We start from the raw sequence: 20,436 nt of genomic DNA, 5'->3' as shown, positions 1-20,436 counted from the left end.
CCAGCACCCAAGTATGGTGCTTTTTGTATGGAAAAATTTAAAACGATTCAGCCGAAATGTCCTAGCTCACAGCCTCTATATATATCCTTGTGATATAATTTACCCGAAAAACTTAACATTATGGAGGCTCCTATGAACAAGTGGTTCTTCTTCAATCTATTTCTCCTGCTTACTTCCTTATGGAAAGTCATGACAGGCTACGGGTTCCCAACGATACAAATACATATTCTACTAGGAATTACAGGGGTTTTTTTCATATTATTTAACTGGACACGCCATGCAGTATTCTCAACAATACGCAATTCAACTGACCGCAGAATAAAGATTAAATACGCGAATTTTTCCAAAAAGGCTATGCCGTTTCATCGCTGGACAGGCACCACTGCTTTAATTATCATATTATTTCACGCCGGCTTTGTACTGAACCGCTTTGGAATTCACCTGGAGAACCCAAAGATAATAAGCGGACTCCTTGCAGGCAGTGTGCTTGCAGGTGTTGTAATCAGCGGCTGGATGCGCCGAATAAAGCCATCCGGAACAAAACGAATTGCCCATTTACGACTTGGATTAACGATGTTTTTTCTCATATTGCTGCATGTAATTTTGTAACACGATTTATCAGATAATTCATTTTATATCAGGGTGACGGAAAAGTTTAAAGAGAAAATCGATTCTCTTTAAACCTTTTTTATTTTGTTTATCAGCCTGATATCAGTTGCAATGTAAGCCTTCCCACCTTACTATGATATTAAGAATATAAAATAGGGTATATGTAAAAAAACATCAATTTTAGAAAGGAATTAAACTTACGTATGAACAAACCAAACCTGCAATTGTCTTTGCAAACATCAAGTCTTTTTGTTGGATTTATGGTCTGGGTTTTAATCTCTTCCTTAATGCCTTTTATCGAAGAGGATATTGCCCTGACAGGCGGACAGGCTTCTTTGGTTACAGCTATTCCGGTAATTTTAGGTTCCCTGCTCCGAATTCCTATAGGATTTTATACGGATCGCTTTGGTTCAAGATTTCTTTTTTTAGTAAGTACGCTTATTCTTTTATTTCCGGTATTTTATATCAGTATTGCCGACTCTTTTATCGATCTGGTTATTGGCGGATTGATACTCGGGGTAGGTGGTGCCACCTTCTCGATCGGGGTAACCTCGCTCCCAAAGTACTTTCCGAAAGAGAAGCATGGATTTGTTAACGGAATTTATGGTGTTGGTAATATTGGTACGGCCATTACAACGTTTACAGCGCCGATGATTGCCCAGAGCATTGGATGGGAGAGTACGGTTCGGTTATTTATTATTCTTCTGCTTGCATTTGCTGCACTGATCTTTGTTTTAGGTGACAGAAAAGAAGAAAAATCTAAAGGTTCGATGGCCGAACAGATTAAAGGTGTTTATAAAAATACGACATTATGGTTTCTCAGTCTTTTCTATTTCACTACATTTGGTGCATTTGTCGCCTTTACGATGTTCCTGCCAAGCTTTCTAGTTGATAATTTCGGACTGGATCCAGTTGACGCAGGGATCCGGACTGCTATCTTCATCGCTATCGCAACATTGCTTCGTCCAATTGGAGGACTGCTTGCTGATAAATTCAATCCATTCATTATTTTAATGTTTGTCTTCATTGGAGTAACCTTTTCCGGTATTTTACTGTCATTTTCCCCTGGCATCCAGTGGTACACGGTCGGAGCACTTGCCGTAGGAATTACAGTCGGAATTGCCAATGGTACGATTTTCAAACTTGTTCCATTATACTTTTCCGGGCAGGCCGGTATTGTCAATGGGATTGTTTCTGCTATGGGTGGTCTTGGGGGATTTTTCCCGCCGCTATTATTAACCATAGTAAGCAGCATCACTGGGCATCATGCCATTGCATTCATGCTGCTTTCTGAATTTGCTCTTGTAAGCTTTGTCATCGTAATTTTCATGTACTATCAGGACCGGATCAGTATGGAAAAACAAATTATTGAAGGTACTGCTGAAGGAATTATGGTGACAAACAAAAATCTGGACATTCAACAGGTCAATCCATCATTCACCCGAATTACAGGCTATTCCAAAGAGGAAGCACTTGGACAAAAGCCGAATTTCCTGCAATCCGGCCAGCATGACAAGTCCTTCTATGAGAATATGTGGGCCAGTATTAAACGAGATGGTTACTGGGAAGGTGAAATTTGGAATAAACGAAAAGATGGTGATGTTTATCCAGGCTGGATTACCATTACTGCTGTAAAAAGCAACGCAGGCGAGATTAAGCAGTATGTTGGAATTTTTAATGATATCTCAAAATCAAATTTTGCTCCCTAAACGATAGAATTTATTTTAGTATCAGACGATTCTTCAATTGCTTTGGAGAATCGTCTTTTTGTATTGCCACAGCTTTTCAAGAGATGTTTAAAATTCTGTCATATCTTTGTTACTAAATTTAGAAAACGTGATAATAATCACTTTTGTTAGAAATATAGGTGATATGCTCTAATTAGTAAGAGGAACGAAGATAGTTGGCTTACATAACTTACCGACAGCGGCTTCTATCTTTGTGAATCATTACACAATTATATTGAAATAAAAGGAGCTGGGAAAAATGATTATGAACTTTATACGAAGCAATCGATTTATAGCAGGCATGTTGGCTCTATTACGAATATATATTGGCTATCGCTGGGTTAGCGCTGGGTTTGGCAAGATGACCAGCGGCGGCTTTGAGGCTGGAGGATTTATCCAGATGGCAATGGAAAGTTCCACGGTACCTGGCTGGTGGGCAGCGTTTCTTGAGACAGTTGCATTGCCAAACCAGGGATTATTTTCATTCCTGGTAATGTGGGGAGAATTCTTAGTTGGGATTGCACTGATTTTAGGCATCTTCACAAATTTCGCTGCATTTATGGGAATCTCCATGAATTTATCCTTCTTGTTCAGCGGTTCAGGCTTGATCGATGCACAAATGGCAATAGCTGCAGTATTCTTGGTCATCACAGGAAGCAATGCAGGAAGATATGGTCTGGACAGATGGATATTGCCATTTTTGAAAAATATGATGACTAAAAGCAATAAGAAACAGGAAGACAAGGTTGTTATTGTTTAAATAATTATAGCAGGATGAACATACATACAACAATGCAGAGGAGGAATCCAATTATGGAAAAACGTTCAATTAAAGAAGCAATGGAATTCAACGAAGATCGATTCAGCAAAGTGGATGTTTTTAAAACGAAAAACGGCACCCTATTCATGCTGAATTTCCTGCCAAATCAGCAAATGCCCGCACATAACCATCCAGGATATGAATTGTATTTGCATGTTACTAAAGGAAGCGGAACTTTCACAATTGACGGCAATGACGCAGAAGTGGAAAAAAATGATGTTGTTCATGTTGCTGGCGATGAACAACTTTCCTTCAGGAATACTGGTGAAAATCCAGTATCAATCTACGTCACTATGAGCAGGGTAAAGGAATAATCAAACCAATTTATTCACATTTTTTTTGCAAAATAACACATACTGATGAAAAAGGAGGTTATTTTGTGGCAAAGGATAAAACAAAAACGAAGAATAAAAGCAAGAAAGAACTGAATGAAATGAAGAGTGAAAATAAATATAGAACGAACCGCCCGCCGGGAAACTAAATATCCCTAAAGTCTAATCCGCATTTGCAATGGCATGTGCGGATTTTATAATGGGGTATAACTTCAAGAACAAAGCCCTGGCTGTATCGCTCAACTTCGGCTTGTTTTGTTCGACATGCAAGAAAAGAAAATCGCGCGAGGTCGATGGTAAGTCGCGCGAGATGTAAGCAGATGAGAATACCGCGCGACTTTTCCGGGGCTTCGCGCGACTTCACCTGAGCCTCGCGCGACTTTTCCCATTTCGAAAAACAAATAAGAAAAGCAGATAATAAAGACAGGTTTTTTATTCCTGTATTCCAGACAAATATATTCTCTTTTCATGCAAATAATAAACAGCGAAAGGAGGAGCTGCCTTGAAAATTAAAGGTTCAGGTGAAAAAATTGAAGAAACTGCAGAAAGCTTAATTAAAAAGGGAATTCCTGCAAAAACTGCGGCATATGCCTCATCGATGGGGTATCTCAGGCAAATGAAAAAGAAATAGAAGGCATAAAAAGGAGCAGAATTAATTGCTCCTTTATTTTCTAGGATTATCTCACGCATCAGTCTTTTCAAATATAAACAGGACGAGGTTCCTGACCCCTTGTCACGCTCCTTTGGAACTTTTGCTGAAATATTATTATGACCCGCGGTATGAATATGGATCCACTCAATATACAGCGGATAAAAGGGTCATTATTCAGGCGGAAGATACAGAGCAAGCTGTGAAGAAAATAGAAGAGTTTATCTAGGAAGTGCGAAGTAAGTTTCGTGCTCCTTTTATTTTTAGTATTTCGACGCTTCTTTCCCGCTAAACAGAACGTATATTTTGTAGTAAACTATTGGAGGATTATTTTTTAAAAAAAGGAGCAGCATTCATGAATGGTACAGCACATGCAGCAGTCGGAGGAGCGGCAGGATTCATTGTCGCAAACACGATTCAAACAAGCACTTCTGCAACATTAATTCTTGTCGGTCTTGGCGCCGTTTCTGCTTTAGTTCCCGACCTCGATATTGACGGAAAACTTCGCGGAAAGATTACGTTATCTCATAAGATGCTTCGGACAATCGCACAGTTCATCGGTATTTTGATGATTTTTTATAGTTTTTATGAGGGAACAGATACAAGAAGACTTTTGGGCATAGGGCTTGGACTCGGCATTATAATCATAGCTTCCAGGCTAAAGCAAAAACATATGCTGACACTTACAGGAATTGGGGTCCTGGCAGGCGGGGTTTCACTTCAGGAAAGCTGGCTGATCCTGTTTGGCATCTATATTTTAATTGCATCTATCGTCTCACATCGAAGTTACACCCACTCCATTCTCGGGGCTGTTTTCTTCGGATATATTGCTTCAAAGCTTGAGACATCGCTTGGAATGGATGGAATTTATTATACGTGCCTTATCGGATATATCAGCCATCTGGTTACAGACAGTAAGCTTTTGCCTTTTAATAAACGGGGAATTAAGCTGTTTCTTCCTGTTTCGTCGAAGGAAGTGTGAATTTTCAAGATGAAGATTTGGAGTTGAGAGAGGGTTTCCTAAAGAAGTTGAGAGATAATCGTGTAAATACAGTTTTTCTCTCAACCTTTAGGCTTAAAGCATATTTTTAACTTCAGGGTGTATGCATCTGCAAAAATATTTTCTTCAATTGTACATTTTATTTATTTTTTACCGGTAAAGAATAGGGAGCAATTCTGCTTAATATCAACTTTCTCCTCCCGCCTATATCCCCACAATCATACCTTATCCAATTCATCCAAAAATGTAGGCCTGCGCTTATATTTTTCCTTTAGCTCCTCCTTCAATTCCAAAAACTTCGAATCTCCAAAAGCAGCTTTATATTCTTTGATCACCCGGCACACCGAGCGATATTTTTTTCTATCGCCGGCAGGTTCAGCCTGATACCGAATAAATTGCTTAAAAAGTTCATCCGCTTCTAACGCATAATTATTCAGAAGATAAGGATACAAATGCTGGATTTGATAGATGTCTTTTTTACAAAGATGAAGTAATTTATCCGGACGCTTTTCATCTTTTGCTATTTCAGCATATATACCTTTCAAACCCTTTTCTTCAAATATCTTGAAGATTTCTTCCACTTTCACTTTCCATTCTTCCGGATCATAAAGTTCCTTTAATTCATTATAAGCTTCAAAATCATTGCTATACACAAATTCCAGCAATAATCCCCGCTGCTTTTTGGTATCCCCAAGCGCTTTATATGCCTGAAGTTCATACTTTTTCCATTGACTTACCAGCCCGGGGTATTGTTTATCCTGTGCCTGCCCCTCCTTGCAAAGTTCAACAGCTGCTTCAAAACTTTTATCCTTTAACGCAATCTCAATTGCCTTCTCCCTGAACGGACGATATTGCAAATTACTATAAATAAATTGCTTGGCCTTTTCTAACTCCTGATTTACTTCAAAAATTTCCAGTTGCAGCAGCTTTATTTCTTTAACTTCATAGGTTTTTGACCAGGTGCTATCAGAAATACCCTCAAGCAATTCGCCCAGACGCTTTTCAAGCTTCTCTCTCATGGATGTATGAATAGAAAAAATCGCACCAATCCTCAAAAGATCATACCGCCATTCGCTCCAGCCATCATAGCGTTTATGTGAAGATTCTTTCATAATATGCTGAAATAATTTTTCCTGCTGGCGTTTCTCATCTGTTTCAATTGCTTCAGAAGCTGCATCACTGATAAGGGTGAGACTTTCGTTAATAATGTTCCCCACCTCTCCTCCGGAGTCATCGGCATATTGCAGCATAACCACCACAATGGAAAGCACAGCAATTCCCATGCGCACGGCCATTTCCTCTTCACCTGCAGCCAGCTTTCCTCGCCCTTTCTCAAGTACCATTTCAGCACCCTGCAGGGAAGGGCCGACATTCCTCCACATGATGAAACCTTTGCTTTTGTATCGATTGATATATTGCCGGATCAGCTTTTTGCTTTCTTTGATTTCATCCGTATTAGTGGAAAGCTTATATTCCAGCATTGTTTCAATATTTTCATCAGTTTCTGCTAATTGAACCAGCAATTCAAGCAATTCACTTTTTGTAAGCTTTGAGATTTTTGTTTTGAGATTCATATTGTTCCCTCCTCGCAGGACATGCGGGGCCAAGGGATCAGTTATCACCCATGTCCCACTCAAGATGCAGCACCGGTTTATATATATTATAATTACAATATACTAAAAAATCACGTTATCAAACACCATAAGGAGGAGCTGCAATGGCAAAAAAGGGAATTAATCGCCATGAATCACTTAAACCATTATCACGTCATCACATGATCGGGCTGCATGTGGCACTTAAGCTAAAGCGGGCTGGAACGGAAGATAGCCGCTGGTCCGTTGAAGAAATTAAACAGGATACAAAGGAATTCTGGGATCCTGATGGACAGGAGCATTTTCGGGAGGAAGAGGAAATTCTTTTACCTGCCTATTCTCTATTTGCAGATATTGAAAAGCAGCCGGAGATCACCGAAATGCTTCTGGAGCATGTGAAAATACGCGCCGGGATGGATGAAGTTCTCAATACGGATACTGTCAACCTTGCTCAGATGCATAAGCTGGGTATACTGCTGGAGGCACATATCCGAAAAGAAGAGCGTGTTGTTTTTCCAATGATTGAAAAAGCATTGCCGGAGGAAATGCTTGTTGAGCTTGCACCTTATTTGGAGTAGGAGGGAGAATGGGGCAGGTCTTCTCTTCACCGAAACCCCGGGCAGGACAAGGTACCCGGCCTCTCATTCCAGAAATCTATTCCAACTTAGGGATACGTTCCATGATGTCTGTCATAGTGAATGAAATGCATGGAATGTTGGGAGAAGTTATTTGTTCTTCTTTTTGAAAAACATTGATGGGCTCGTATTGATCATTGCTGAGGGAATATTGTTCAAGAATGCCTGCTTTCGGCTCAATAATCCAATATTCTGGAATACCGAAACGGGCATAGACTTTGAGTTTATCAATCTTATCGCGCTTTAATGTAGAAGGAGAAAGAATCTCAACAACAAGATCTGGCGAACCCACTACACCGCGATTGCTTAAAATATCCATACGTTTGCGGTGAATAAGTACAAGGTCAGGCTGCCGAACTTCACTGTCTGCCAGTATTACATCAACAGGTGCAGATAAAATAATGTAGTCTGATTCACAGCTTCCCGCAATATTTTTTTGCATTTCAAAGCTGATTATCTGGTGGCTTACAGATGGCGCAGGGCTCATTAACTCCAATTGGCCATCAGCTAATTCATAACGGTTTCCATCATCAATTGTGGCATAATCATCATAGGTGAGGTTGCTTTCTTTAATTAGATCATGAGCCGGTTTCTTACCAGTACTGTCTTTTCTCCCATTCATGATTTCACCTCCAGACTGCTTGTTTCTCTTATTATATCCCCAAACAAGAAATATTCCAACAACTTTAATATTAGTTAGGAAGGTATAACCTTATTAGGTATTTAGGTTTTTTCCTGAAAAAATGTGCACACTACCTTTGATTAGATGCAACTTTTCGAAAAACACCTATCCAATAGGCGGTTCCAAGTACAACGATAGCCCCGGAAACATCAGCAAGCAGATCATAGAGTTCGGCTCCCCTCCCAAAGAACACCTGCATTATTTCTGTTGCCATCGCAATTGTAACTACAGCTGCAATGATGTATCCATTATTTATGAAAATAGCTTTTAGTAAATAAGTTAGTACAAAGAACATGGTAAAATGACCTGCAAATTCAAATGTACTTATACTGCCAATTGGATAAACAATAAACATATTTCCCCAGGCAGGACTCAAAGTAAAAACAAAGCTTATATCGCCATTATTAAGCAGCGCATGAACATCTTCTGTACAAGTTCCTATAAACATAATGATTATCCATATGATTAGTAAAAAGATCAAAACAGTTACGACTTTCGAATTTTTATAACATTATGGACAAATTAAGAATGGATTATCCATTGCAGAACAAGGGATTAGGCGTTTCATACAATCCCTAAATAGAAGAGAAAACTTTCATACCCGATACGTGAACCAATTTAACATGAGTTTCCTATATCGAACAGCAAAGGCCAAGGTCAATACCTTGTCCCTACTCCACAGGTTCCATCTCCACTTTCACTTCCTTCAAAATCCGATCCAGCTCAGCAATTAATTTATTTCGCCACTCTTCTTTATCCAGCTCATAGTTCTCAATCAACCCATCTGCATACTTTTGCAATTCCTGAACCCGCTTCGATTTCTCTGCCCGAACAAATTCATGCAACTGGACTTTTGCAGATTCAATTTCCAGTCGCAACTCTTCTTGTAAGGTTGTTCTTCGTGTCAGTAAAACAAGAAAGGTATTCCTGCTGATAGTTTTCCATATTTTGTTTTGTATACTTCAGGGCTGAACCTTTAAAAGAAGTTAATACATCTTCACTCGTCTTGAATGCTGATTCCTTTAGCTCAATCGCCACATCCTGTAATTTACTATGTTCCTCTGCAAAAAGGGAAATTCTTCAAGCTAATAATATTTGTCTCAATATTTTGTAAAAGTTTATCAGCTGCACTTGGATTATAAAGATCATTAGTGATATAGTTATAAATCTCATCTAAGTCTTCATATGCTTTCAGTGTAAACTTGAGTGTGTATTTATCTTCCACCATGTTTTTTCTTTAGATCTTCAAACACCATTTCCCCATCCAAAAGATCTTCCCCATTTTTAATTTGTGTTTCTGCCTCAGCTAATTTTTGGTACAACTCTAACTTTGCTAATGACTTTTCATAAGTTTCCATACTCATAACAACCATATCTCCGTAACCATTTTTCGTTATAAAAACAGGTTCATTAGTTCGATGGCATAACTCAGAGATTTCCGTAGTATTTCTTAAATCCTTTATAGGACGAATTTCAGGCATAATATCATCCCTCCACATTATTATAACATAATTATAGCATCATTATGCCCATTAAACAATAAGATTCACATCTTCAAAAAACCAGCTCATTCAAATTTCGAATAAGCTGGCTGCTCTTTTGATTATACCTTAACCATCAATCATCCCTCTTACTTTCTCCACTTCCTCATCTGACACCATCAAATAATAAATGCCATCAATCATTGTGCCGGTTCCTTTCATCTGATAATCAGCAAATTTTTTCGTTGTATCCCTGTAGTCAGATAAAAGCTGTTTCATATCATCAAAGTCCATATTTGTGGCCATATTATTTCCAAGTACATCAATCACACCATTTATTTTTGGAACCGATGCAACAGATGCACCTTTATTCACAATTCCTTGTATAACTTGTCTCTGGCGTTTGGTTCTGCCGAAGTCCCCATCCGGGTCCTGTTTTCGCATGCGCACAAAATGCATGGTTTTATCACCATCCATTTCCGTCGGTCCAAATCCAAAATCATATTTTCCGTCATTCCAGGTGATATCATTGTAAACGGTAATTGTCCCAAGCTGATCAACAAGTTCCTCGAGTCCCTCCATGTTCATGCGGACGTAATAATCGAGATTGATAGCCAGGAAGTTTTCCACAGTTGTGACAGCCATGTCGCTGCCGCCGAAAGCATAGGCATGATTAATCTTGTCATCGAAGCCTTTTCCTGCAATTGCAGTACGTGTGTCCCGGGGAATGCTGACCAATTGCATTTCTTTATTTTTTGGATCCAGCGACAGCACCATCATTGCATCCGAACGGCCTTTGTCATTATCACGCTCATCGACACCAAGCAGCAAAATATTCAGCGGCTCGACATCTTTTATTTTAACTTTCGTAGCTTCGGTATCAATCGCTTCAACGGGGTCATGCATTTTATCATTTACTGTATTTTTTGCATTACTGTAAATAGAATAGGCATAGCCACCTCCACCCAGCAGTAGTACAAGTATAATTACCAGCGGGATCTTAATCCATAATTTTTTTGACTTTTTTCGTTCTTTTCTGCTTACCATCTTCACTCTCTCCATATCCCTTTAAAATAATTCTTTTTATGACAGATTTTCCTGTTACTATCTTACTACTAGTTTTAGAGATTTAAAAGGTATTTTAGGTAATGTAAAAAATTATATTTCTTTGCATTCAAGAAGCCTGGTTAAGATAGAAATAATCCCGAGCATCAAAAAACGCCTTCTCCCCCTGAAAAGACGTTTTCTCCTTTTATACTTTTAAATCTTAAAACAGTTGCCGGAATATCTTTTCTCCCAATTTCCCCCTAACCTGACTTTCCCATTGTTCCACGGTACCAATTGAGACGTTCTCCAGCTCGGCGATTTTCTTTACCGGCATTTTCTCTCTCAAGCAATAATCCAGCCATTTCCACTGAATTTCAGTCAATTCGGCTTGAATAAGCTTTCGCAAAAATGGGTTATCTATTCGCTTAATATGCATTTTAAGCGCTTCCATTTCTCTGTTAACAATAGCTGCATAATGTTGATTCTTCATATTATCTCTGAGCAAATTTTTACGGATCGTATAATTGAAATAAGTAGATAAAATGCCTTTATCAAGCCGATATGTCCTGTACGCATTCCACAGCCTATAAAAATCAATCTGATAGAATCCCCGATGTGGATCCTCCATGTTTAATTTACAAATATAATAATGTGTCCTTCTCACATTTTGTTCGAAAATTTCTTCATAGCTAAACTCTAACTCTTTATTCATGTCACATACCCCCGTAGCTTATTTAATACCCTTTGTTCTCTTATAATCGCAAATAGTATCTTTTAAGTGTAGTCAACGTTTTTTTCATACTTGAATCTCCTTCCTTTTTAGAAACACTTGTTCTTTTAATGTATCAAAAAAATAACCCTCATTCTGAATAAAGGTAACAATTCAGATGAACAAGTTATTCCCGGTACAGGTTGATAAAATAGCAGGTTATTGGGAGTTATTTGATCAATTAATAAACAATTATGTATCCTCTGCAAACTACTTATGAACCACTAATACACTCCTTTTTAAATTTATAGTATTTTCATACTAATTACATTTTACTAAATTTTTCCAATAATAGTTTGTTTAATTTTGTCAAATTTGTGAACACTTTATAACCATATGAATATTTTTGTCATAGAGAACACTTTGCAATAGAAATCACCAAAGATTCCACAAGCAAATATAAAATCACCAAATAATGATATAATTATATAAAATAAGCATCATAGCAGCGCAATTAAAGAGTTTACCTAATTTTTCAGAAGCTGAGGAGGATTCACACATGGAAATCAAAAATGTTTCAATCATTGGACTTGGTGCTTTGGGGATTCTGTACGGACATCATTTATCCAAAAAAATACCAAAAGAGAATCTGCGAATTATTGCAGACAAGGGTCGTATAGAGAAATACAGAAGTGAGGGAATATACTGTAACGGAGAGCTTTGTGATTTTCAGTATGTGACCCCAGATGAATCCGTGGAACCAGCGGATTTGATTATTTTTGCGGTGAAATACAGCGGTTTGGATAATGCGATCAAGGGGGCAGAAAACCATGTTGGCGATAACACTATCTTTTTATCCACATTAAATGGTATTTCCAGTGAAGGTGAAATCGGTGCATATTATGGATTCGATAAGCTTTTGTATTGTGTTGCACAGGGGATGGATGCGGTGAAGGAAAAGAACCAGCAAACCTATGACAATTTTGGAATCCTCTGCTTTGGTGAAAAAGAAGGGATTGATACGCCAAAGGTGGAACAGCTCGCAGATTTCTTCAAAGAGGTAGAAATGCCTTTCGAACTGGATGCAAACATGATCAGAAGACAGTGGGGAAAATTTATGCTGAATGTCGGGGTAAATCAGACAGTTGCCGTATTTGAGAGTGACTATGGTGAGATTCAAAAGGATGGAAAAGCTCGGGAAATGATGATTTCAGCTATGCGCGAAGTAATGACTCTGTCCAAATATGAAGGTATTGATTTAACCGAAGAGGATCTGCAGTATTGGCTGGATATTGTAGATACGCTAAGTCCGCGTGGCAAGCCATCCATGCGCCAGGATATGGAAGCAAAACGAAAGAGCGAATTGGATTTATTCGCAGGTACTGTGGTTGAACTTGGCAAGAAGCATGGGGTTGGGACACCTGTGAATGATCAGCTTTACCTTAGAATTAGTGAGATCGAGCGGGGGTTTTAGGCGAGAACACTTGTAAACCGGATATTGCATGGAGTTGTACGACAACGACAATTTCTTCTATATAAACAATTATAAAAACAGAAAAACCACAAATTGCTAAAAGTAAATAGATTAGCAGTTTGTGGTCTTTACTATATCATCCCAAAAATATTATATAAAAATTATTATACTGTAGCCCCGCAAAATGAAAGACGCCCAAGATTTTACAATGACTTAGCAGATGCTAATCCTGCTCCAATACATCCGCAATCCGCTTACTAGCAAACCCATCTCCATACGGATTGCTTGCCTTACTCATTTTTCTGTATGCATCTTTATCATCAAGCAGTAATTTAAAATTATTATATATATTCTCTTCATCTGTCCCCACTAATTTCAGTGTTCCTGCAGCTTCTCCTTCTGGGCGCTCTGTGGTATCACGCATAACCAGCACAGGCTTCCCTAAGCTTGGAGCTTCTTCCTGGATGCCGCCGCTATCAGTCAGTATTAAGTAAGATTTAGAAAGGAAATTATGGAAATCCAGGACTTCCAATGGTTCGATGATTCTCACTCTATCATTATTTCCCAGTATTTCATTCGCGGCTTCCCGAACAGCCGGGTTCATGTGAATAGGATAAACCGCCTTTATATCCGTGTATTCGTCAACAATCCTTTTGATTGCCTTGAACATATTTCGCATTGGCTCACCAAGATTTTCTCTTCGATGAGCAGTTATCATGATAAGCCTGCTGTCTGACGCCCATTCAATTTGCTCGTGAGAATAATCATTCTTAATTGTCGTATTAAGCGCATCTATAGCGGTATTACCAGTTACATGTATACTGGAGGAAGCTTTTCCTTCTTTTAAAAGATTCTCTTTGGACATTTCAGTTGGGGCAAAATTGTATTTCGCAACGATTCCTACCGCTTGGCGATTGAACTCTTCAGGGTATGGTGAATAGATATTGTATGTTCTTAATCCTGCCTCCACATGTCCAACTGGAATTTGCAGATAAAAACAAGCCAGCGAAGTTACAAATGTTGTTGATGTATCACCATGCACTAAAACTACATCTGGCTTAACCTCTTCAAGAACTTCCTTCATTTTATCTAATATATTTATGGTTACATCAAACAATGTCTGTTTGTCTTTCATAATTGATAAATTATAGTCCGGGACAACATCAAAAGCATCTAAGACCTGTGTCAGCATCTCTCTATGCTGTCCTGTAACAGTAACAACTGTTTCTAACTTTTCCCGTGTTTCAAGTTCTTTTACTAAGGGGCACATCTTTATTGCTTCAGGTCGGGTACCGAAAACAACCATTATTTTTTTCTTCATTATATTAATCATCCTTATCTAATTTTAAAATGCCTATCCTATATAAAACCCATCTGTTTTCATAGCTACCATTATACATGAACCATTCGACTTCAAACAACAAAATCTGCAAGCTTTAAAATACTTTACTTTAAATTAATCTTGAATGTTTGTATTAAGAATTGGCAGGCTACTATTTTTATTAAAACGTTTACCAAATACTTGATAGGGACAGGCACCTTGTCAACTGTCCATTAGACGCTGCGGTTATTGTTAATGAAGCAATCAAAAAGGACAAGGTGCCTGCCTCCTTGTCCCCCTCTCATTTAATTATTGTTTTCTGCTGAATATACTCCCTCGCCTCGTCCGTTTCTTTTTCTTTTATTTCATAATGAACATCCCATATTTCATTCCGATATTCGGTAATCCGATCGATTCGTTCATCGCATCCACTTTCCACAGTCGCCACTTCCCAGCCATGTTCTCGGTTTTTTTAAACTCGCTCATTAATTCATCCTAATCTGTTATCCTAATTTCCTCATAATAGTTTGATTTTCCCTGCAATTTCATTATAAGTTCGGTTTAAAGAATAAGACATGGGAGCAAATAATAAATTTTGACGAAAACTTATAGCATGCCTATTAGTAAATGACTGCCACACTCAAGTAATTATAGAGTTTTGTTAAAAAATTATTTATGTATCATGTTCTTGAATAGTGAACAACAGGTAAAAAATCAAAAATCCTATTGAGATATTATTTCAGGATCCCCTCATTTTCTCACTTTAACCAGACTGAGAGCTGCCCTCGAATGTTGTTAAATACTAACTAATATGCATTAAATTAAAAAACCGAACTGGAGGGTAACTGACCCCCTTCCAATTCAGTTTTACAAAAGGTTCATCAAATTCTGGGAATTCACAAGTAACTAAGTCACTCCTCTGTAACTTCTTTGTTACATATTTCCTGCATCCATTTCTTCCAGCATTTTTACACGTCTTCTAAATTCTTCACTTGTGCTGAATTCCGCCTGTAGGAATTTTTCAACCAATTCCATCGCCAGCTTATCACCAACAATTTGTGCACCAATTGCCATTACATTCACATTATCGTGTTCAACACACTGATGGGCACTGTAAATATCATGTCCAACTGCAGCACGGATTCCAGGTACTTTATTCGCAGCAATGCTGGCTCCTACCCCCGTTCCACAAACCATTATCCCCCTGTCTGAATCATTATCAGCGACAGATTGGCATACTTTTTTTGTGATTACCGGAAAATCTACCGGTTCCGGATCGTATGAGCCAAAATCAGTCACCTCGTGCCCCTGTTCTTTCAAGAAATCTACTATTGGCTTTTTCAATGGAAAACCTGCATGATCAGATCCAATTGAAATTTTCATAAATAATTCTCCTTCCAAACTTTAATATAATTATCTAAGCAGTTCTGGCAGCCATAAGGTTAACTTAGGGAATAGAACTACAAGTAATAGCACCAGTACATTTGCCACAAAAAACGGCATGACTTCTTTAATAACCTCACCTATCTTTTCCTTACTGATTGAGGTTACAATAAATAGTACAACCCCGATTGGTGGAGTTAGTAATCCAAGTGTCAGATTAATAACAACTATCATTGTTAATTGAATTGGATCAACCCCCAGCATCTCCCCCAAGGTTAAAACTGTAGGCAGAACAATAACAATTGCTGCAATTGTTTCCATTACAGCTCCGACCATGAATAATACTAAATTTACCAGTAGTATAGCAATAATCGGAATAACCGTAATCATCAATATTGACTCTGAAACCAGTTGTGGAATTCTTTCGTTAGCGATAATCCATCCATACGTTGCAGCAAACCCAACAATAACTAGTACCGTACCAGTAAAAACTGCTGTTTCAATACATGAATTATAAAGATCTTTAAATTTAACATCCCTGCGAATAACAAACCCTAGTACAAGTGCCGCAAAGACACCCATAGCACCAGCTTCTGTAGGGGTAAACAATCCACTTAGTATACCAAATAACACAAAAGCAATTACGATTAGCTCCCAGATACAATCCTTAAAAGTTGTCCATACTTTTTGAAGCTCAAGTCTATTTGATTTTGGAAATTTCCGGCGTACTGCAATAACATATGCAGTGATCATCATCGCCACGCCCATCAGAATACCTGGTAAAACTCCTGCAAGAAACAGTTCATATACTGATAAACCAGCAGTTACCCCTGCAATAATAATATTTATACTGGGAGGAATAATTGGTCCAACTGTAGAAGATGCACCTGTGACAGCTGCTGCATATGGTCCAGGGTACCCTTCTTTTTTCATTGCTGGTATTAACGTTTTACCCAGCCCAGCTGTATCAGCAACCGCTGTTCCTGAGATACCGGCAAATAACATACTAATCCCAATATTCGCCACACCCAGTCCTCCACGGACAAAACCCACAATAGAAACGACGAATGAAATAAGTCGTCTTGTTGCACTTCCAGAGTTCAATATTGCAGCCAGCAATAAATAAAATGGGATGGCCAGTAAAGAGAATGAAGTTAATTGGGTTGTTATTCTCTGAGCCACCAGTACTGAAGGAATGTCGTTCAATAAAATATATAGCAACGAAGATAAACCTATAACGATAAATATTGGAAACCTTAAAATCAATAGAACTACAAAACTGATTATCATAACCAATAATGCCATAATATTCTTCCCTCCTTTATTTTAGAAAATGACTATACCGATTTCTTTAATTTCCTTAAATTCTGGAAGGAACGAATAAATAATTTTGTATAATAATAAAACATAATTGTCATTCCTACAAAAATACTACTTTGATACCAGAACATTGAAATATCCAACCTGGCAGAAAAGGAAAATCTTCCACTCCATGCAAGATCAATACTAATAACCGCTATAAAAATTAGAAAGACACATACAATTCCATATACAACTACTTTAAAAATGTTCTGCAGTCTTTCCGGAAATAAGTCGAAAAAATAATCCATACTGAGGTGGGAATCGTTACCTGCAGCAATAGCTGCTCCAATATTTGTTAACCAAATAAGTAACAGGGTTGCCACTTCCTCCCCGCTCCACACAGGAATCCTGTCTAAAAATTGTCTAGCAAATACTTGAACAAACATAATACTGACTAAAGCAATAACTATGATAAAAGCTAGTGCCTCGAGAACTTTCATAAGGCTGATTTTCCCTTTCATAGTTTGCCCTCCCTTTTTGAAAGGAAGGGGACAGGCCCCTCCCTACTTATTTTACGCTGTTAACTTTCTCAATCCACTCCTGCATCAAATCATCATAACCGGAATATGCCTCAGAAGCCTTTTCTGCAAATTCAGAAGTGTCTACCTCACTAATTTCAGTACCGGCTTCTTCTAAACCAGTCATCGCTTCATCCAGTTCCTTTTTATGCAGCTCACTCTCAAACTCTTGTGTTTCTTTTGCAGCCTCTTGAACTGCTTCCTTCTGTTCATCACTCAATTCACTCCAGATATCTTCACTTACTAGCATATACGCGGCCTGGAACTGGTGATTGGATAGAGTAATATAATCCTGTACTTCATAGAATTTGTCGGAATAAATTTGTGTCAGCGGATTTTCCTGTGCATCAATAACATTTTGCTGCAATGCAGAATACACTTCAGAGATTGGCAAGGTTACAACTCTTGCTCCCATTGCTTCAAATGCCGGTGGGGCTGTTGGTGATTCTGGAACTCTGATATTTACACCTTCTAAATCATCTACAGAAGTTATCGGACTATTACTCGAAATCTGTCTTGGTGCTCTCATGAAGTAAGTTAATGGCCTGAAACCTTCCTCGATCATTAGATTATCTAATTCTTCTCCATGCTCACTTGCTAAAAAGTCTCCTAAATGGTTTTCATCTTCAAATAAATAAGGAATACCAAAAATACCAATTTCCTCAACCCAGCCTGATACCGGTTCAAGACTTACTGTTCCACCCATCGTTCCATTCTTCATTCCCTCAAGAGCTTCCCTTTGCGTCCCCAGTGAAGCCGAGTCATGAACGTCTATTACAACACTTCCATCTGTCTTTTCATCAACTAATTCTGAGAAGTGATTTACTGCTTCTACCCAAATATGACTCGCCGGCTGGTCCAAAGAATATTTGATTTCCACAGGATCTGAGCTGCCTGAACCATCTGAATCTGCAGAATCTGAACCACAAGCCGAAATGACCGCAACCATAACTAGTAAACTAATAAATAATAGAAATTTTTTTCTCATTTTTTCTCCTCCACATTCTTAAAATTAAATTCCTTTACTTCTTTAAAAGTAGGCATGCCTGTCTGGGCACCTAATTTTGTTATAGATAAACCCGCCGCTGCGTTAGCATAATTTATTGCTTCAGATATATTTTTCCCTTCAGCAATTGATACAGCAAAAGCTGCGTTAAATGTGTCTCCTGCTCCGGTTGTATCTGTAACTTCAACTCTGCAGGCCTCATAGTGTCGCACAGATTGGTTCTCAGAACTACCGTAAGCAACCCCCTTGTGACCACGTGTTAAGATGACGTTTTTTGAACCTATTGCAAATAACTGTTCAATTGACCGGTCGATATCTTCTTCATCGGTTAGAACTTTGATTTCCGTTTCATTTGGTGTTATGTACGTTATCTGCTGAAGCAGTTCTTCAGGAAGCGGGAGAGCAGGTGCCGGATTCAGAACGATTGGTACATTGCCTTTATGTGCAACACTTACAGCAGCCTTCACTGTTTCTATTGGAATCTCTAATTGTAATACAATTACATCTGAAGCCAATATTACATCTGCCAGAGAATGTACATATTCTGGATTTAACTCATGATTAGCACCTGGGATTACTATAATTGCATTGTCCTTTTCTGCCACAACAATATTAGCAATCCCAGATTCAACAATTTCACTGGTAAATATGTGCTCAACATTCACATTTTCAATTTGTAAGTTCTCTTTAATCTGCTTTCCATAGTCGTCATCACCGACACATCCAATAAAAGTGACGTCTCCTCCTAACCTGGCAGCAGCCACTGCCTGATTCGCTCCTTTTCCGCCGGGGAAGTGCTGGAAATCTTTTCCTAATAAGGTTTCACCTAGTTTAGGAAATGAATTCGTTTGAGTCACCAAATCGATGTTTGCACTGCCAATCACTGTTACTTTTGGTTTATTCATTTATCTCCCCCCTTTTATCGGTGGATTCTCGATGAATTAATGTTACGTCAAATTCCTTAAAGAGGGATTCTTTTTTGCCAACTTCAATTTCATTAATTAGTAATTTTGTTGCTGCTTCCCCCATTTCGTAAACTGGCTGTTTGATTGTACTCAGCTGCGGAATTATCAAATCTGTTAAGCTTATTCCATCAAAACCTATTACAGCAATATCGTCAGGCACTTTCCATCCTATTGAACGGATTGCTTTTAAACACCCTATGGCTATTAAATCATTGGAAGCAAATATCCCATCAATACTGGAATCCATCTCCAGAAGTTTCTTCGTTGCTGTGATTGCTTCTTTAGTATTGTAGTTTGCGTGGATAATAAGATCACCATCATACCAGTTACTATCCCTTACGACTGATTGATAGCCTTTCAAACGATCAACAGCCGTCAGCACATTTTTAGGTCCCGCGATATGGGCAATTTTTTTACAGCCCTGTTTTAATAAGTGCTTTGTCGCCATCACAGCACCACTGAAATTATTTGCTGTAATACTCGAATGATTAGGGTTAACTCCTCTGTCCAGTAGGACCATCGGAAGATCAGTACCCTTTAATCTCTCTTCTGTGTAGCTGTCAGATGCTAAAATAATCCCGTCTGCATACTTTCTTTCGAGCATTTCAATATGCTCCATTTCCTTTTCCAATAGACCATTTGAATTACATAAGATCATTGTATAACCATTCTGATTTGCAACTTCTTCTACGGCCTTAGCTAGCTCTGGGAAAAACGGATTTGTTATATCTGGTAAAATAAGCCCCAAAGTTTTTGTCTTCTTATTATTGAGACTGACAGCAATTGCATTGGGTGAGTAATTCAATTCTGATATTGCTTTATTTACCTTTTCCAGAGTACTTTTTTTTACATAGCCGTTTTTATTGACCACTCTAGATACAGTTGCTACAGACACTCCTGCCTTTTTTGCTACATCCCTAATATTTGCCATTTTCTTTATACCTCTTTGTGTAACCGGTACCATATTGAATTAAAAAAATATACCTCCTTTTCTGTAACCGGTTACATGTTTTCTTGTATTTTATTATAGTTACATCGTTTCATTTTGTCAATAACAATCTTTAAAATTCTGAATAAGAGTAGTTACAGAAGGTTTTCTTAGATGGGGAGAATTTGAGATCCCC

24 protein-coding genes are annotated in these 20,436 nt (G+C 38.3%); 8 read left to right on the top strand and 16 right to left on the bottom strand.

Annotation, left to right across the window (positions count from 1 at the left end):
* Positions 1 to 132: 132 nt before the first annotated feature.
* The 6 genes from CIL03_RS13145 (at position 133) to CIL03_RS13120 (ending at position 5,119) form a co-directional block, all read left to right on the top strand.
* Positions 133 to 609 (top strand): hypothetical protein, encoded by a 477-nt coding sequence (locus CIL03_RS13145; RefSeq protein ID WP_094886329.1) that lies wholly within the window; start codon positions 133 to 135, stop codon positions 607 to 609.
* A 203-nt stretch (positions 610 to 812) separates the two neighbouring features.
* On the top strand, positions 813 to 2,318 hold the full coding sequence (locus CIL03_RS13140; protein WP_094886328.1) for a nitrate/nitrite transporter: 1,506 nt from the start codon (positions 813 to 815) through the stop codon (positions 2,316 to 2,318).
* Positions 2,319 to 2,595: 277 nt separating this feature from the next.
* Entirely contained in the window at positions 2,596 to 3,096 is a 501-nt protein-coding gene (locus tag CIL03_RS13135) for a DoxX family protein (protein WP_094886327.1), read from the top strand.
* Positions 3,097 to 3,149: 53 nt separating this feature from the next.
* Positions 3,150 to 3,470 carry a cupin domain-containing protein gene (locus CIL03_RS13130; protein WP_094886326.1) on the top strand — a complete coding sequence of 107 codons (321 nt, stop codon included), beginning with the start codon at positions 3,150 to 3,152 and terminating at the stop codon, positions 3,468 to 3,470.
* Between the two features lie 520 nt (positions 3,471 to 3,990).
* On the top strand, positions 3,991 to 4,119 hold the full coding sequence (locus CIL03_RS20265) for a hypothetical protein (protein ID WP_276282950.1): 129 nt from the start codon (positions 3,991 to 3,993) through the stop codon (positions 4,117 to 4,119).
* A 373-nt stretch (positions 4,120 to 4,492) separates the two neighbouring features.
* On the top strand, positions 4,493 to 5,119 hold the full coding sequence (locus CIL03_RS13120) for a metal-dependent hydrolase (RefSeq protein ID WP_094886324.1): 627 nt from the start codon (positions 4,493 to 4,495) through the stop codon (positions 5,117 to 5,119).
* A gap of 236 nt (positions 5,120 to 5,355) precedes the next feature.
* Here the strand turns inward: CIL03_RS13120 and CIL03_RS13115 are convergent, their stop codons facing one another.
* Positions 5,356 to 6,711 carry a hypothetical protein gene (locus tag CIL03_RS13115; protein ID WP_094886323.1) on the bottom strand — a complete coding sequence of 452 codons (1,356 nt, stop codon included), beginning with the start codon at positions 6,709 to 6,711 and terminating at the stop codon, positions 5,356 to 5,358.
* Between the two features lie 143 nt (positions 6,712 to 6,854).
* On the opposite strand from CIL03_RS13115, the gene CIL03_RS13110 reads away from it, so the two are divergent.
* Entirely contained in the window at positions 6,855 to 7,307 is a 453-nt protein-coding gene (locus CIL03_RS13110) for a hemerythrin domain-containing protein (RefSeq protein ID WP_094886322.1), read from the top strand.
* 76 nt (positions 7,308 to 7,383) lie between these two features.
* Here CIL03_RS13110 and CIL03_RS13105 read toward each other — a convergent pair whose 3' ends face one another.
* The 7 genes from CIL03_RS13105 to CIL03_RS13080 form a co-directional block, all read right to left on the bottom strand.
* Positions 7,384 to 7,986, bottom strand: coding sequence for a Uma2 family endonuclease (locus tag CIL03_RS13105; protein ID WP_094886321.1), 603 nt, complete (start codon positions 7,984 to 7,986; stop codon positions 7,384 to 7,386).
* Between the two features lie 130 nt (positions 7,987 to 8,116).
* Positions 8,117 to 8,494, bottom strand: a complete 378-nt coding sequence (locus CIL03_RS13100; RefSeq protein WP_094886320.1) for a VanZ family protein — start codon at positions 8,492 to 8,494, stop codon at positions 8,117 to 8,119.
* Between the two features lie 223 nt (positions 8,495 to 8,717).
* Complete coding sequence (locus CIL03_RS13095) at positions 8,718 to 8,924, bottom strand: hypothetical protein (protein ID WP_094886319.1); 207 nt, start codon at positions 8,922 to 8,924, stop codon at positions 8,718 to 8,720.
* 173 nt (positions 8,925 to 9,097) lie between these two features.
* Positions 9,098 to 9,274, bottom strand: coding sequence for a type II toxin-antitoxin system RelE/ParE family toxin (locus CIL03_RS19630; RefSeq protein ID WP_108721253.1), 177 nt, complete (start codon positions 9,272 to 9,274; stop codon positions 9,098 to 9,100).
* On the bottom strand, positions 9,261 to 9,527 hold the full coding sequence (locus CIL03_RS13090; RefSeq protein ID WP_094886318.1) for a type II toxin-antitoxin system prevent-host-death family antitoxin: 267 nt from the start codon (positions 9,525 to 9,527) through the stop codon (positions 9,261 to 9,263). Before CIL03_RS13090 ends, CIL03_RS19630 begins: the two co-directional genes overlap by 14 nt.
* A 129-nt stretch (positions 9,528 to 9,656) precedes the next feature.
* Positions 9,657 to 10,574, bottom strand: a complete 918-nt coding sequence (locus CIL03_RS13085) for an LCP family glycopolymer transferase (protein ID WP_240508076.1) — start codon at positions 10,572 to 10,574, stop codon at positions 9,657 to 9,659.
* 220 nt (positions 10,575 to 10,794) lie between these two features.
* Positions 10,795 to 11,286 (bottom strand): sigma-70 RNA polymerase sigma factor region 4 domain-containing protein, encoded by a 492-nt coding sequence (locus tag CIL03_RS13080; RefSeq protein ID WP_094886316.1) that lies wholly within the window; start codon positions 11,284 to 11,286, stop codon positions 10,795 to 10,797.
* Positions 11,287 to 11,842: 556 nt separating this feature from the next.
* Between CIL03_RS13080 and CIL03_RS13075 the strand changes: the two genes are divergently transcribed.
* The gene (locus tag CIL03_RS13075; RefSeq protein WP_094886315.1) at positions 11,843 to 12,757 is read left to right on the top strand and encodes a ketopantoate reductase family protein; all 915 of its coding nucleotides are present in this window, start codon (positions 11,843 to 11,845) and stop codon (positions 12,755 to 12,757) included.
* Positions 12,758 to 12,980: 223 nt separating this feature from the next.
* On the opposite strand, the gene wecB is transcribed toward CIL03_RS13075, so the two are convergent.
* The 8 genes from wecB to CIL03_RS13040 form a co-directional block, all read right to left on the bottom strand.
* Positions 12,981 to 14,078: a non-hydrolyzing UDP-N-acetylglucosamine 2-epimerase gene (gene wecB / locus CIL03_RS13070; protein WP_094886314.1), complete on the bottom strand. Its 1,098-nt coding sequence runs from the start codon at positions 14,076 to 14,078 to the stop codon at positions 12,981 to 12,983.
* Positions 14,079 to 14,379: 301 nt separating this feature from the next.
* On the bottom strand, positions 14,380 to 14,517 hold the full coding sequence (locus CIL03_RS19860; RefSeq protein ID WP_165767959.1) for a hypothetical protein: 138 nt from the start codon (positions 14,515 to 14,517) through the stop codon (positions 14,380 to 14,382).
* 494 nt (positions 14,518 to 15,011) lie between these two features.
* Positions 15,012 to 15,461, bottom strand: coding sequence for a ribose 5-phosphate isomerase B (rpiB, locus tag CIL03_RS13065; RefSeq protein WP_094886313.1), 450 nt, complete (start codon positions 15,459 to 15,461; stop codon positions 15,012 to 15,014).
* Between the two features lie 30 nt (positions 15,462 to 15,491).
* Complete coding sequence (locus CIL03_RS13060) at positions 15,492 to 16,766, bottom strand: TRAP transporter large permease (RefSeq protein ID WP_094886312.1); 1,275 nt, start codon at positions 16,764 to 16,766, stop codon at positions 15,492 to 15,494.
* A 32-nt stretch (positions 16,767 to 16,798) separates the two neighbouring features.
* Positions 16,799 to 17,284, bottom strand: a complete 486-nt coding sequence (locus CIL03_RS13055) for a TRAP transporter small permease (RefSeq protein ID WP_094886311.1) — start codon at positions 17,282 to 17,284, stop codon at positions 16,799 to 16,801.
* Positions 17,285 to 17,330: 46 nt separating this feature from the next.
* On the bottom strand, positions 17,331 to 18,329 hold the full coding sequence (locus tag CIL03_RS13050) for a TRAP transporter substrate-binding protein (protein WP_094886310.1): 999 nt from the start codon (positions 18,327 to 18,329) through the stop codon (positions 17,331 to 17,333).
* Complete coding sequence (rbsK, locus tag CIL03_RS13045; RefSeq protein WP_094886309.1) at positions 18,326 to 19,252, bottom strand: ribokinase; 927 nt, start codon at positions 19,250 to 19,252, stop codon at positions 18,326 to 18,328. Before rbsK ends, CIL03_RS13050 begins: the two co-directional genes overlap by 4 nt.
* Positions 19,245 to 20,243: a LacI family DNA-binding transcriptional regulator gene (locus tag CIL03_RS13040; protein WP_094886461.1), complete on the bottom strand. Its 999-nt coding sequence runs from the start codon at positions 20,241 to 20,243 to the stop codon at positions 19,245 to 19,247. Before CIL03_RS13040 ends, rbsK begins: the two co-directional genes overlap by 8 nt.
* Between the last annotated feature and the right edge of the window lie 193 nt (positions 20,244 to 20,436).

It is taken from the genome of Virgibacillus indicus (assembly GCF_002266285.1).
Taxonomy (GTDB): domain Bacteria; phylum Bacillota; class Bacilli; order Bacillales; family Amphibacillaceae; genus Virgibacillus_K; species Virgibacillus_K indicus.
The sequence above is the reverse complement of the archived record's forward strand: the minus strand, read 5'-3'. Positions and strand labels throughout refer to the sequence as shown.